The organism is Qipengyuania pelagi (genome assembly GCF_009827295.1).
GTDB classification, from domain to species: Bacteria; Pseudomonadota; Alphaproteobacteria; order Sphingomonadales; family Sphingomonadaceae; genus Qipengyuania; species Qipengyuania pelagi.
In genome coordinates this window covers 203,639-217,023 of the sequence record NZ_WTYD01000002.1, presented here as the reverse complement: position 1 = coordinate 217,023, position 13,385 = coordinate 203,639, and the positions used below count along the sequence as shown (strand labels likewise).

Annotated in this window: 14 protein-coding genes, 1 tRNA gene and 1 pseudogene; 6 read left to right on the top strand and 10 right to left on the bottom strand. The window is 60.1% G+C overall.

Annotated features, from left to right (window positions below; translation table 11 throughout):
• Positions 1 to 8: 8 nt before the first annotated feature.
• The 6 genes and pseudogenes from GRI47_RS11830 to GRI47_RS14835 all read right to left on the bottom strand — a co-directional run bounded on the left by GRI47_RS11830 (position 9) and on the right by GRI47_RS14835 (position 4,096).
• Entirely contained in the window at positions 9 to 935 is a 927-nt protein-coding gene (locus GRI47_RS11830; RefSeq protein WP_160661585.1) for a bifunctional riboflavin kinase/FAD synthetase, read from the bottom strand.
• Positions 932 to 1,432, bottom strand: a complete 501-nt coding sequence (locus GRI47_RS11825) for a dihydrofolate reductase (protein WP_160661584.1) — start codon at positions 1,430 to 1,432, stop codon at positions 932 to 934. Before GRI47_RS11825 ends, GRI47_RS11830 begins: the two co-directional genes overlap by 4 nt.
• Positions 1,429 to 2,490, bottom strand: coding sequence for a 5-(carboxyamino)imidazole ribonucleotide synthase (locus tag GRI47_RS11820; RefSeq protein WP_160661583.1), 1,062 nt, complete (start codon positions 2,488 to 2,490; stop codon positions 1,429 to 1,431). The genes GRI47_RS11825 and GRI47_RS11820 overlap by 4 nt, the downstream gene beginning before the upstream one ends.
• Positions 2,491 to 2,702: 212 nt before the next feature.
• Positions 2,703 to 3,197 (bottom strand): annotated as a pseudogene (gene purE / locus GRI47_RS11815) (5-(carboxyamino)imidazole ribonucleotide mutase); the annotation flags it as partial.
• Position 3,198: 1 nt separating this feature from the next.
• Entirely contained in the window at positions 3,199 to 3,888 is a 690-nt protein-coding gene (gpmA, locus tag GRI47_RS11810) for a 2,3-diphosphoglycerate-dependent phosphoglycerate mutase (RefSeq protein WP_160661582.1), read from the bottom strand.
• 43 nt (positions 3,889 to 3,931) lie between these two features.
• On the bottom strand, positions 3,932 to 4,096 hold the full coding sequence (locus GRI47_RS14835; protein WP_202387502.1) for a hypothetical protein: 165 nt from the start codon (positions 4,094 to 4,096) through the stop codon (positions 3,932 to 3,934).
• Positions 4,097 to 4,208: 112 nt separating this feature from the next.
• On the opposite strand from GRI47_RS14835, the gene GRI47_RS11805 reads away from it, so the two are divergent.
• Positions 4,209 to 4,283, top strand: a tRNA-Thr gene (locus GRI47_RS11805).
• A 185-nt stretch (positions 4,284 to 4,468) separates the two neighbouring features.
• Entirely contained in the window at positions 4,469 to 4,888 is a 420-nt protein-coding gene (locus GRI47_RS11800; RefSeq protein WP_160661581.1) for a hypothetical protein, read from the top strand.
• A gap of 209 nt (positions 4,889 to 5,097) precedes the next feature.
• Here GRI47_RS11800 and rfbA read toward each other — a convergent pair whose 3' ends face one another.
• Genes rfbA through rfbC form a run of 4 tightly spaced genes read right to left on the bottom strand, consistent with a single transcriptional unit; the run spans position 5,098 to position 8,553 of the window.
• Positions 5,098 to 5,967 carry a glucose-1-phosphate thymidylyltransferase RfbA gene (gene rfbA, locus GRI47_RS11795; RefSeq protein WP_160661580.1) on the bottom strand — a complete coding sequence of 290 codons (870 nt, stop codon included), beginning with the start codon at positions 5,965 to 5,967 and terminating at the stop codon, positions 5,098 to 5,100.
• Positions 5,964 to 6,875, bottom strand: a complete 912-nt coding sequence (gene rfbD, locus GRI47_RS11790; RefSeq protein ID WP_160661579.1) for a dTDP-4-dehydrorhamnose reductase — start codon at positions 6,873 to 6,875, stop codon at positions 5,964 to 5,966. The genes rfbA and rfbD overlap by 4 nt, the downstream gene beginning before the upstream one ends.
• A gap of 48 nt (positions 6,876 to 6,923) precedes the next feature.
• Positions 6,924 to 7,976: a dTDP-glucose 4,6-dehydratase gene (gene rfbB / locus GRI47_RS11785; RefSeq protein ID WP_160661578.1), complete on the bottom strand. Its 1,053-nt coding sequence runs from the start codon at positions 7,974 to 7,976 to the stop codon at positions 6,924 to 6,926.
• A 10-nt stretch (positions 7,977 to 7,986) separates the two neighbouring features.
• Entirely contained in the window at positions 7,987 to 8,553 is a 567-nt protein-coding gene (rfbC, locus tag GRI47_RS11780) for a dTDP-4-dehydrorhamnose 3,5-epimerase (protein ID WP_160661577.1), read from the bottom strand.
• 184 nt (positions 8,554 to 8,737) lie between these two features.
• Here rfbC and GRI47_RS15290 point away from each other — a divergent pair, with 184 nt between their 5' ends.
• Genes GRI47_RS15290 through GRI47_RS11760 form a run of 4 tightly spaced genes read left to right on the top strand, consistent with a single transcriptional unit; the run spans position 8,738 to position 13,366 of the window.
• On the top strand, positions 8,738 to 10,021 hold the full coding sequence (locus tag GRI47_RS15290; RefSeq protein ID WP_202387498.1) for a sugar transferase: 1,284 nt from the start codon (positions 8,738 to 8,740) through the stop codon (positions 10,019 to 10,021).
• 30 nt (positions 10,022 to 10,051) lie between these two features.
• On the top strand, positions 10,052 to 10,984 hold the full coding sequence (locus GRI47_RS15205; RefSeq protein WP_160661575.1) for a WxcM-like domain-containing protein: 933 nt from the start codon (positions 10,052 to 10,054) through the stop codon (positions 10,982 to 10,984).
• Positions 10,981 to 12,081: a DegT/DnrJ/EryC1/StrS family aminotransferase gene (locus GRI47_RS11765; RefSeq protein ID WP_160661574.1), complete on the top strand. Its 1,101-nt coding sequence runs from the start codon at positions 10,981 to 10,983 to the stop codon at positions 12,079 to 12,081. Before GRI47_RS15205 ends, GRI47_RS11765 begins: the two co-directional genes overlap by 4 nt.
• 10 nt (positions 12,082 to 12,091) lie before the next feature.
• Positions 12,092 to 13,366: an O-antigen translocase gene (locus GRI47_RS11760; protein WP_160661573.1), complete on the top strand. Its 1,275-nt coding sequence runs from the start codon at positions 12,092 to 12,094 to the stop codon at positions 13,364 to 13,366.
• Positions 13,367 to 13,385 lie beyond the last annotated feature (19 nt).

The window sequence follows — 13,385 nt, the reverse complement described above, 5'->3', positions numbered from 1 at the left end:
AACGAACTCTACGCGAGCAGCCTCCGCGCCTCGTCGCAATCCCTCGCCATCTGTTCGGTCAACTCGTCGAGCGTATCGAACTTCGCTTCGCCGCGCAGGAAGTGGTGGAACGCCACCTCGATCTCCTGTCCGTAGAGATCGCCCGCAAAATCGAAGAAATAGGGTTCGAGCAATTCCTTGGGCGGTTCGAACTGGGGCCGCATTCCGACATTGGCCGCGCCTTTCAGCTCCTGCCCCGTGGCGAGGATGCGGCCCGTCACGGCGTAGATCCCGTATTTCGGGCGCAGATAGGTCTCCAGCGTCAGATTCGCGGTCGGATAGCCGATTTCGCGGCCTCTTTTGTCGCCATGCTGGACCACGCCGCGCACGGCGAAGGGGCGGGTGAGAAGCCGCGCGGCTTCCTCGGGATCGCCTTCGCGCAGGGCCTCGCGCACCCGGCTGGACGAGATCGCGCGCCCATCGTCGATCACCGCGCCTACCGTGCGGCTCATAAGGCCGTGCTCCGCGCCGAAGCCCTGGAGGAGCGCGACATTCCCCTTGGCGCCCTGGCCAAAGGTGAAATCCTCGCCCGAGACGACGCCATGCGCGCCCAGCCTATCGAGGAGGACCTGCGTGATGAAATCCTCGGCGCTCGTACCCGCCAGCTCGCCGTCGAAATGGAACACCAGCATCGCGGTCGCCCCGGCGGCGAGATAGAGTTCCTGCCGCTGCTCCAAAGTCGTCAGGCGGAAGGGCGGCACGTCGGGCCGGAAGAAGCGCACCGGATGGGGATCGAAAGTGGCGATGATGGCGGGGCGCCCCTCGCTGCGCGCCCAGTCGATCGCTTCCTTCGCCACCGCTTGATGGCCGAGATGGAAGCCGTCGAAATTGCCGAGCGCGATGATCGCGCCGCGCAGGGATTCGGGCACCGTCTCGCGATGGTCGAGCCACCTCATGCCGCCGCATCCTCGCGGCACTCGTAGGTGACGAAGGAATAGGCGGGCGCACCGCCTACCCCGGCATGATCCTCGCGCGCGACGATCTCCCATCCGGCGGGCAGGGGGCGCATGAACACGTCGCCGTCGAAATCGGAGTGGATCTCGGTCAGTTCGGCCCGCGTGGCGAGGGGCAGGAAGACATCGAAGATCGCCGCGCCGCCGATGACCGAAGCGGGCTCGCCGTCGAGCAGCGCGACTGCCTCCTCGACCGAGCGGACGACGTCCGCGCCCGCGCTCTCCCAGCGCTCGCGCCGGGTCAGGACGATGTGGCGGCGCCCCGGCAACAGGCCGGGAAGGCTCTCGAAGGTCTTGCGCCCCATCACCATCGGCTTGCCCATCGTCAGCGCCTTGAAGCGCTTGAGATCGGCGGGCAGGTGCCAGGGCAGCGCCCCGTCCTTCCCGATCGCGCCATTGGCGGCGCGGGCATAGACCAGCGTGAATTGCGGATGGCTCACGCGCGGGTGATCCGGGTCACATGACCCATCTTGCGCCCGTCACGCGCCTTGGCCTTGCCGTAGAGATGCAGGTGCACGTCAGGCTCGCCCAAGAGCTCATGCGCCGTATTGGCCTCGGCACCGATCAGATTCTCCATGCGGAGCTGCGGCGCGATCGTATCGGTCACGCCGAGCGGGAGGCCCGCCACCGCGCGCATATGATTGGCGAACTGGCTGGTGGCCGCGCCCTCGATCGTCCAATGGCCCGAATTGTGGACGCGCGGGGCCATTTCGTTGAAGACGGGGCCGTCCTTGGTGGCGAAGAATTCGAGCGTCAGCACGCCCACATATCTGAGGGCGTCTGCCACCTGTCGCGACAGGGCGCGCGCTTCCTCGACCTGCCTCTCCACCATCTCGCCAGCGGGCAGGACAGATGCGTTCAGGATACCGTCTTCGTGGATATTGCGCGAACTGTCCCAGAAGCGGATCGCGCCATCCTGGCCGCGCACGAGGATGACGGAGAACTCGGCCTCGAAGGTCACGAAGCCTTCGTAGATCGCGGGTTGCGAGATCGCGCCGACGCCATCGGCATCGCGCATATCGCGCAAGCGCCACTGGCCCTTGCCGTCATAGCCCTCGCCGCGTGTCTTCAGGATTCCCGGCGTGCCGATCTGCTCCATCGCTGCAACGAGGTCAGCCCGCGAATCGACGGCGGCATGGGGGGCGGGGCGCCCGCCAAGATCGGCGACGAAGCGCTTTTCCGCGAGCCGGTCCTGCGCGACCTCCAGGGCCTTCCTGGGCGGAAACAGGCGATCGCTCGGCAGCGCGTCCATCACCGCGAGCGGGACGTTCTCGAATTCCAGCGTGATCGCATCGCATTGCGCGGCGAAGGCGGCGAGGGCGGGCCGGTCGCTCCAGTCATTGGTGAAGAAATCGTCGCACACGGGCGCGGCGACATTGTCGCCCTCGGGCGCGAATCCCACGCAGCGATAGCCCAGCCGCGCGCCTTCGATCGCGAGCATCCGGCCAAGCTGGCCCCCGCCGAGAATGCCGATTGTGCTGCCGGGCTTCAATGTCATTTCGAACGAGGGGGATGTTTGGAAGCGAAAGCCGAGATGGAGCCGTAATGCTCCTTTACGCGCGATTGCACCTTTCGCATCATGTCAGAACCCCGCTCTGGCCAGCCGTGAGCCTCAAACATTTGAGGGTACCCACCAAAATGCTCGTTCGCGATCCGACTGATCGCTTTCGCGTCACCACCCGGCGAAAACCTTTCCGTCGAATTGGTGTCGACAGGCCGTTCCGCCACGGCATCGCTGCGCGCCTGGCGCCAGGCCTTCAGCCGATCCCTCAGCGCCGCATCGGTCCCGGCCAGGATCGCTGCCGCCAGAAGCCCGGCATTGGTCGCGCCCGCCTCGCCGATGGCGAGCGTGCCGACGGGCACTCCGGCGGGCATCTGGACGATCGACAGGAGGCTGTCCTGCCCATTGAGCGCCTTGGACTTCACCGGCACGCCCAGCACCGGCAGATGCGTCATCGCCGCGATCATGCCGGGCAGGTGCGCCGCGCCGCCCGCGCCCGCGATGATGACCGCGATCCCCTCCTCCTCCGCCGCGCGGGCGAAATCGACCATGCGATCGGGCGTGCGGTGGGCGGAGACGATGCGGATGTCGGTTGCGACGCCGAGTTCCTCGAGCACCTCGGCGGCGCATTGCATGGTCGGCCAGTCGGACTGGCTGCCCATGACGATGGCGACCGTGTTCGCGATTTCACCGGCACCGCTCATCTCAGGCATCCTTCAGATAATAGCGCTCGCCCGAGGGGCGCAGATCGTCGCCGAATTCGTAGACGATCGGCTGGCCGGTCGGGATTTCGAGGCCGGTGATCTCGTCGTCCGAAATGCCCGACAAATGCTTCACCAGCGCGCGCAGACTGTTGCCATGGGCGGAGATAATCACCGTCTCGCCCGCCGACAATTGCGGCAGGATCACGCTTTCCCAGTAGGGCAGGACGCGCTCTATCGTCAGTTTGAGGCTTTCGGTGTCGGGCACCGGGATCCCGGCATAGCGCGGATCGCCCGACAGATCGAACTCGCTGCCCTTGTCGATCGGCGGGGGCGGTACGTCGAAGCTGCGGCGCCAGATATGCACCTGCTCGTCGCCATGCTTGTCGCGGGTCTGTTGCTTGTCGAGCCCGGTGAGGCCGCCATAATGGCGCTCGTTCAGGTGCCAGTCCTTCGTCACCGGGATCCACAAGCGGTCGCACGCTTCCAGCGCCAGGTTCAGCGTCTTGATCGCGCGGGTCTGGAGCGAGGTGAAGGCGATGGTCGGCAACACATTCTTCTGCGCCAGCAATTCGCCCGCCGCCGTCGCTTCGGTGACGCCTTTCTCGGTCAGGCCGACATCCCACCACCCGGTAAAGCGATTGGCGAGATTCCACTCGCTCTGGCCGTGACGCACGAGGATCAGTTTGGACATCGGTTTTCCCAGATAGCTGCTTTGGACGATCGAGCGCCGCTCGTTAGCGCTCACCCTGCGGTTTGGGAAGCGAAGGGTCCGATTCCGGCGCGTTCGCGCTCATATCGCGGGCCTGCGATTTGCGGCGCCTCAGATTTTCGCGCAGCTTCGCGGCGAGCCGTTCTTCGCGGGTGGGGGCCTCGCCGCCGATGGTCCTGTCCTTCGTCATTGCGCAACCTTTTGCGATTAAGCCCGCAAATCGCAAGCGCGGCTTGACTTTGGCGGCCCAACTGCCAATAGCGCGCGCCTCGCCATCGGGTATGTGTCCCGGCGGCCCGGACGCTGCTGTAGCTCAGTGGTAGAGCGCACCCTTGGTAAGGGTGAGGCCGGGAGTTCAATCCTCCCCAGCAGCACCATTTTCCCCCTGAGAATGATGCGGTCCGCGTCCTGCCTGATCTGGTTAATCCGGGCCGCAATCCTATCGGCCTATCTCAAGAACATGCTTTATCGTCGAGCGTCACCCTCGGACAGCTGGTTGCGGCGGTGTTTCGCGATCGATTAGGGTTGGTAAACCCGGCCAATTTGCTAGATTAGGCCCACGATGAAAAACGCTTTCCTGTTTTCGCTGATCGCCACTGGCGTTCTGGGCGCATGCTCCGCCGGCAAACCGGCAACCGAGGAGAGAAAAGTTTCGCAGCAGAAGACATTCTCGGCAGAAGACAAACGTATTGCGAGCGTACTTTCCATCGGGAACGACGAAATCAGTTCGACCGTGTCTCCGCAGTACCGCGCGACCTTGTGCAGCCTGTCGCTCCAGGCGATCGAAGACGGGATGCGCAGCACCCTGTCGGATGAACAGCGCCAGGCCTTCGCGCAGGCACAGGCTCTTTACGATCAACGCTCCGCTGCTGGCCTGTCCCAGGACGACCGAGAGCGGACGGTGGAGGAAGTGGAAGCGGCCTATCCGAACCCGATCGACCGGGCCCGTTTCGCGATCGGGTGCTTGCAGGATCTGGCGTAATCGGTCGGTTCCCCGATTTCGGCAAAATCGTGTTTCAGAGGCTCGCTAAGCTGCTCGCGACCGCAGTCTATGCTCAACTGAACTTCCAGCTTCGGAGCCCTCACCTCTTGAAAGCAGCCGGGAGCGCCAATCGCCCCTTTGTGATGAGGGCAAAACGTTCGGAAGGTCACAATCTTCCCGCACCGCTTCCGTGCGAACCGGTTGAGCGGCTAACGCCTCTCCACCGACCTCAAGATCGCGCGGCCATACGCGGTCTTGCTGAAACGTTCGCCCGCTTCGCGTGCAGTGTCGGCTGAAATGAACCCCATGGAAAAGGCGATTTCCTCAAGGCATGCGATTTGAATTCCCTGACGGTGTTGGAGCGTTCGGACGAACTCGCTCGCTTCGAGCAGGCTGTCATGCGTACCCGTGTCGAGCCAAGCATAACCGCGGCCCATCTGTTCGACGAAAAGATCGCCAGCTTCCATATAGAGGCGGTTCAAATCGGTAATCTCGAGTTCGCCGCGTGCGGACGGCTTGAGATTGCGGGCCATCTCTACGACACGGTTATCATAGAAATAAAGACCGGTAACGGCTGAGTTCGACTTGGGATTGTTCGGCTTCTCTTCGATCGTAATTGCGCGCCCGTCAGGGCCCAGCTCCACGACGCCATAGCGCTCGGGATCGTCGACCTGATAGGAGAAGACGGTCGCCCCGTCCGATCGGGCGACGGCACTCGCCAGCAGCTCAGATAAGCCGGTTCCGAAGAAGATATTGTCACCCAGGACGAGGGCGACATTGTCATCGCCGATGAAGTCGGCCCCGATTGTGAAGGCTTGGGCAAGCCCTTCCGGTCGGGGTTGTTCAGCATACGAGATCGACAGGCCAAGGCTCAATCCGTCGTCGAAAAGCCGCCGATAATTTTCCAGGTATTCGGATGATGAGATGATCAGAACTTCGCGAATCCCCGCCAGCATCAGCACGCTGAGCGGATAGTAGATCATCGGTTTGTCGTAGACCGGAAGGAGCTGTTTGTTCACCGCGAGGGTCGCTGGATGGAGCCGGGTGCCGGATCCGCCGGCAAGGATAATGCCTTTCATGAGTGTCTCTCCGTGGCGTTTATGGTTTGAGCGCCAATCAATTCGTCGAGAATATCGGCGAGGGCCGCCTTCCAATCTCGTGGCGTAATACCGAAAGCGGTTTCGATGGCGCGATGGCTCAACAGCGAATTGGCTGGTCGCCTGGCGGGGGTGGGGTATTCAGCCGTAGTGATCGATTCGACTTCAGCCACGGCACCTCCGCGACGAGCGGACTGGCGAAAAATCTCTTTCGCGAAATCCGCCCAGGTCGTTTCGCCTGCGTTCGAAAAGTGGAACGTACCGGTGGGTGCGCTGGTATCCTCGATCAGGCGAAGGGTGATAGTTTGCAGCGCGCTGGCGAGATCTGCTGCACTTGTAGGCGCGCCGCGCTGATCCGCGACAACGCGCAAGGTTGGATTGGCGGCTGCCACTCGCAGCATCGTTTTCACGAAATTGCTCCCATGCGCGGAAACGACCCACGCGGTGCGCACTACGGCATGACGTGCGCCCGAAGCGCATACCGCCATCTCTCCCCCCAGCTTCGAAGCGCCGTAGACGCTCACGGGCCCGGGGGCATCATCGACCTCCCAGGCGCCTTGCTTGTCGCCCGCGAAAACATAATCAGTCGAAACCTGGACCAGGGGAATGCCCGCCTCTGCGCAAGCCTTGCCGAATGCTGCTGGAGCCGTCGCGTTGACCGCCCAGGCGATGGCGGGATCGCTTTCGGACTGATCGACCGCTGTGTAGGCGGCACCATTGATGATCGCGGCCCAATCGCGTGCTGCGACTCTGGCTGCGATCGCGGCAGTATCGGTTAGATCGAGGTCGTTCCTGTCGATCGCGACAAGCGTAACGTCGGATGGCCAGGTCGCGCGCTGGAGCTCGGTGCCGAGTTGCCCTCTCGCTCCGGTCAAAAGAATTTCACGCATTCCGTTGATACTTCGCAAGGACATTAGGAAAATTAGTGTCGCTTGGTATCACTTGGAAATCCCGCGTCGCTCGGCGGCTTTCTCTGCCACTAGCGGACGCCACCAATCCTGATTCTCAAGATACCAGCGTACAGTCTTCTCGATACCCGTCTCGAAAGTCTCTTCGGGGCGCCAGCCCAATTCCTCGCCAATCCGCGTCGCGTCTATCGCGTATCGTTTGTCATGACCCGGACGATCGGCGACGGACGTGATCTGCTCGGCATAGTTCTTGCCGTCGGCTCGTGGTGCGAGCCGATCCAGGATCGAACAGAGAGCCCGAACAACTTCAATGTTCTGCTTCTCATTGTGGCCGCCGACATTGTAGGTACGCCCCGGCGTTCCGCGCTCGAATACGGTGCGCAGCGCTTTCACGTGATCCTCCACGTAAAGCCAGTCGCGCACTTGATCTCCGGCGCCGTAGATTGGCAGCGGCTCACCATCAAGCGCTTTGGCGATCATGAGCGGTATCAGCTTTTCGGGGAAGTGATAGGGTCCGTAATTGTTCGAACAGTTAGTGATGAGTATGGGGAGTCCATAAGTGTGGCCCCACGCACTCACAAGATGATCGCTGCCCGCCTTCGACGCCGAGTAGGGGGAGCGGGGATCGTAAGGCGTCTCTTCCGTGAAGAGCCCGGTTTCACCAAGGCTTCCATACACTTCGTCGGTCGAGATGTGGTGGAAGCGGAAGTTCTCGCGCTCTGCCGCGTCGAGCGCCTGCCAGTAGGCGCGTGCTTCCGAAAGCATGACGAACGTTCCCACGATATTCGTATCGATGAATGCCCCCGGCCCATCGATCGACCGATCTACGTGGCTCTCTGCGGCGAGGTGCGTGATCACGTCCGGTCGAAATTCGGCGATCGCGGTGCGGACTGCGTCTGCGTCGCAAATGTCACCCTGCACAAATCGATAGCGATCGGATTCAGCCACTACGCTGACTGTCGATGGATCACCGGCGTAGGTCAGCTTGTCGAAATTCAGCACCTCGTGCTGCGTGTCGCGAATGAGGTGGCGGACCAGCGCCGAGCCTATGAAGCCGGCCCCGCCGGTTACAAAGATAAGCATGATTGATCTTTCACGAAATCGGTTCGAGCGGATATCCGTCGTACAAGAACGGGCTATCGAACGTTGAAAGGGTGGGTTGGTGTCGATCTTTCTCAGAAAGCTCGGGGGCAGCGCCCGGTGGAAGCGGCCAATCGATGTTCGCACTGTCCCATGCAATCCCACCGTCCGCCCCGGGAGCGTATGTGTCAGAACATTTATAAACGACTTCGCAATTCGGCTCAAGTGTTAGGAAGCCGTGCGCGAATCCTACCGGGACGAACAATTGATCCCCGTTCTCGGCGCTGAGTTCGGCGCCCACCCAATGGCCAAAGGTGGGCGAGCCCGAGCGCACATCGACAGCGACATCGTAAATCCGCCCGCTGACGCACCTCACGAGCTTGTCTTGTGCGCGTGGCGGCGCTTGAAAATGCAGGCCGCGCAAGGTGAATATCGGTTTGGAAAGCGAGTGGTTGTCCTGCACGAATACGACATCGATACCCCGATCGGCGAATGAATCGCGATTGTAGGTTTCGGTAAACCAACCGCGTGAGTCGCCATGACGGCGGGGATGTATGAGCTGAGGGAGCTGATGCGACATGAGGCAGGTGCGATAGCGAGATATTGCGTGGGGGACAATCGGGTGTGGCGCGTATTTGATGGTTCGAAAACCGGGCTGTTAAGCGTGGTAACCGCCGATAATTCGTTATATAGTTGCATCGCGGCTCGCCAGTAGCTAGGACGCCGCAATCGCGAGCGGACCGCACCGGATGTGGTCGTGCAGAGTGGATTTTCTTTTGACTGGCGTTCAACCTCTACGACCGATTTTCTGGGCTCGGATACGATTCCAGGCAACCATCGGGATCGTGCTTGCTGCGGTGCTTCCTGCCATCGGCGGCATCTTGTTTTACGGTATCGGGACTGCTGATATCGGCCTGCGGAATACGTTGATCGGCACATCGATTGCAATCGTGATCGGCGCTTGGTTGACGCGCAACGTCGCGACATATCCCGGTTCGGAAGCCCTGGCTTCGGCGCTTTCGTCTTTCAGCCTAGCATTCGGCGTTCTGCTGATCGCTTTCGTGCTCGGTCGCATTTCCTATAATCGTACGACTTTGCTGCTGGGCTATTCGCTTACTTTGGGATGGTTTTTCCTCGTCGGCGCGTTGGTTCAGCGCCGCCAGCAGTTGCATATTGGGATACTGCCGTTCGGCGACATGGGCCAGCTTCCCAAATTCCCGCATGTCACCTGGCGAGTTCTGGAATCGCCAGAAGCTTCGACTGCTGGGCTCGATGCTATCGCGGCGGACTTACGGATTGATCTTCCGAGCGAATGGGACAGGAAATTGGCCGATTATGCCTTGGCCAATATGCCCGTCTATCACGTCAAGCATCTGATGGAATCCCTGACCGGCATGGTGGAACTGGAGCATCTTTCGGAGAACAGCTTCGGATCGCTCACCCCGCGGCATGATTACATGATCTTGAAGCGATCCATCGATTGGCTGGTGGCGCTCGCGATGGGGGTTCTCCTCTTCCCCTTCCTTCTCCTTGTCGGTCTTCTTGTGCGCCTGGATTCACCGGGGCCTGCTCTGTTCCGGCAGGAGAGGATCGGATATCAGGGCAGGCCCTTTACCGTTTACAAGTTCCGCACCATGAAGATCTCGGCATCCAATCCGAGTGCGGTGCGTGATCTCGCCATCACTCGCGACCGCGACAATCGCATCACTCCGATCGGAAGATTCTTGCGCAAATCGCGGATCGACGAACTTCCGCAAATCCTGAATGTCCTCAAGGGCGAGATGAGCTGGATCGGCCCGCGTCCCGAAGCTTCGGTTCTGTCGCAGTGGTACGAAGCGGAAATACCGTTCTATCGGTATCGCCACGTCATTCGACCGGGAATCGCCGGCTGGGCACAGGTCTGTCAGGGCCACGTGGCCGATGTGGATGATGTCCGAAGCAAGCTTCATTACGATTTTTATTATATCAAACAGTATTCGCCGTGGATCGATCTCTTGATTGTGGTGCGGACGATCCGAACCATAATCACAGGCTTTGGCGCGCGCTGACGCTGACGCGATTTTATCGAGGAATGATTTATGGCCTCACTCACCCATCCGACTGCCGACGTCCAGGCATCGTCCATAGGTGACGACACGCGAATTTGGCAATTTTGCGTCATTCTGCCGGGCGCCACAATCGGCCGGGGATGCAATATTTGCGCTCATGTGCTGATAGAAAACGATGTGGTTCTGGGCGATAACGTAACTGTAAAGAGTGGAGTTCAACTTTGGGACGGGGTGACTGTGGAGGACGACGCATTCCTCGGTCCTAACGTAACATTTACCAACGATTTAAAGCCGCGTTCCAAGCGGTATCCAGAAAGGTTCGCACGCACCTTCGTCCGCCGGGGTGCGTCGATCGGGGCTAATGCCACAATTCTGCCAGGCATCACCATTGGCGAAAACGCGATGGTTGGAGCGGGCGCAGTGGTGACGCGGGACGTACCCGATTTTGCTACCGTAATCGGCAATCCCGCTACGATCATTGGCTACACGAACACCAAAGCTTCTGCGTTGGCGGTGGATGGTGCGCCCAATGAGGGAAACGAAGCAATTAGCATAGTGCCCGGCGTTGAGTTAATCTCGCTTCGTGTCGCTGCCGATATGCGAGGCAAGCTGACTGTTGCGCAAGAGGGACAAGGCCTACCATTTCTTCCGCAGCGTATTTTTATGGTTCATGATGTGCCCAGTCGTGAAACCCGTGGAGAGCACGCGCATCATGAATGCCATCAGTTGCTGATTTGCGCACATGGCCAATGCGTTGCGATCGCCGACAACGGGTTCGTACGTCAGGAATTTCTTCTCGACGCAAACGCCAAGGCGCTTTACATGCCGCCGCGCATTTGGGGCACGCAATATCGTTACAGCAACGATGCAGTGCTGCTTGTTTTGGCCTCGCACCCATACGATCCAGCAGATTACGTTCGCGACTATCGCGAATATCTAGAATTGATCGGAGTATCCGAGTGACCGACGTCCCGTTTCTGGATCTCAAGAAGATTACGGGTGCCGCGCGAGAGGATCTGATCGAAGCCGCTGCCCGCGTGATCGATTCCGGCTGGTTCGTTCTAGGTGAGGAAGTGCGGCGTTTCGAAAGCCAGTTCGCCGCTTATTGCGAGACAAGCCGGTGCGTGGGCGTTGCAAATGGATTGGACGCACTTACCCTGGGGCTTCGTGCGATGGCTATCGGCCCGGGCGACGAAGTGATCGTTCCGTCAAACACGTATATAGCAACATGGTTGGCGGTCAGTCATCTTGGTGCGACACCAGTGCCGGTCGAGCCGGACGAGCGGACTTATAATCTCGACCCGCATCGGATAGCATCCGCCATAACTGAGCGGACTAAGGCGATCATGCCGGTCCATCTTTACGGGCAGCCCGCCGATCTCGATTCAATTCGCACAGTCGCTGGCCGGCACGGACTGCAGGTTTTGGAGGATGGTGCGCAGGCGCAGGGCGCACGATACCGGGGCAGACGCCTGGGTGGCGGCAATTCGATTGTCGCTTGGAGCTTTTATCCTGGTAAAAACCTTGGCGCACTTGGCGATGGCGGCGCGGTCACGTGTGGAGACGTTGACCTCGCAGATCGATTGGCGACGTTTCGTAACTACGGATCCCGCACCAAATATCACAACGAAGTAATCGGCTATAACAGTCGGCTGGACGAGATTCATGCCGCGTTTCTCCAGGTCAAACTCGCTAGGCTGGACGCGGAGAACGATCGTCGCCGTGCCATCGCCGGGCGATATCTGTCGGATATGCAGTCGAGCGGCCTGTTATTGCCCTTTGTGCCTGACTGGGCCGAGCCGGTGTGGCACGTTTTCGTGGTCCGCCACCCCGCGCGCAATGATTTCGCTCAGCGTTTGGCGAGAGAAGGCATAGGGACCGTTATTCATTACCCGGTCCCGCCACATCTCCAGCCGGCCTATGCATCTCTCGGGCTTGGGAAGGGCAGCTTCCCTATCAGCGAGGCAATTCACGATGAGGTGATAAGTCTTCCCATCGGACCGAGCATGTCCGAGGAACAGGTGGATCATGTCATCGACGCTGTAAACCGGCTCGCCTGAAGGCGATCCCATGTCACTAATTCGCACCAGCGCCCTGAATGGAATGGCGACGGTCGTGCGGATGGCGTCGGCAATTGTCATCAACAAGGTGTTGGCGGTGCTCGTCGGTCCCTCCGGCTATGCAGTAATCGGACAATTCCAGAATTTGTTCTCGGTGGTGGTCACCTTTGCGACCGGCGCGATAAACACCGGGGTTACAAAGGGGACCGCTGCCTACGGGACCGATCCTGACAGACAGCGCGTCCTCTGGCGGACGGCTGCAACGGTGGTTCTTGGTGCATCTTTGGTTGTTGCCATCGCTGTGGTTGTCTTCAGCCGCCAATTGGCCGAGGGGTTTCTCGGCGGCGCCGATCGGGCCGGGGTGATGATCTGGGCTGCCATCAGCATAATTCCGATAAGTTTCAACGCATTGTTACTGGCGATCATGAACGGGTTGAAGGACGTTCGTCGCTATGTGCTGAGCAATATTGCGGGATCGATCCTAGCGTTGCTTCTTACCGGGGGTCTTGCTTGGTATCGCGGCCTGGAAGGCGCGCTGATCGCGCTGAGCTTGAATCAGGCTGTCGTCATCGTCGTTACGGTTATGCTGGTGCGTCGTTGCGAGTGGTTCGAACCGCGCAAATGGTTCGGGGCGTTGAATAGTCGCGAGTTGCGCGGCCTCGGTAGGTACACCCTAATGGCAGCGACCACTGCGATCGTTGGTCCGGTCAGTTTGTTGCTTGTGCGCTATATCCTTATCGAACGTTTCGGGTTCGCCTTTGCGGGGTACTGGGACGCGATGTGGCGGATCAGCCTTATTTATCTGACGCTGATCACCACCACCTTGACGCTCTATTACCTGCCTCGAATAGCCGAGCTTCGTGATTGGGAGGAGTTGCACGCCGAACTGCGTCAAGTCCTACGTCTCGCCGTTCCCGCTGTCGCAGTGCTCGCGCTAGGGATTTTCTTCCTCAGAGATATCGCCATTGCGCTTCTGTTTTCAGACAGCTTTGCCCCAATGGAGCAGTTGTTCGCCTGGCAATTATCCGGCGACGTGTTGAAGATCACCGCATGGGTTTTCGCTTTTTTGATGATTGGGCGTGGCTTGGTGGTGGAGTTCATCCTCACCGAAATCTTGGGAGCGCTTGTTTTCGTTCTGGCGACCTGGCTACTGACCCCAGTAATGGGATTCACCGGTGTTGCGGCGGCCCATTGCCTCAATTACGCTATATATCTGTTGGTCGTCGCTTGGCTGACCGTTGGGACGCCTGACCGGCGAAAGCGTCTCTTGGCAATAACCGAGTAAGACTGAGGATCTGCCGTTG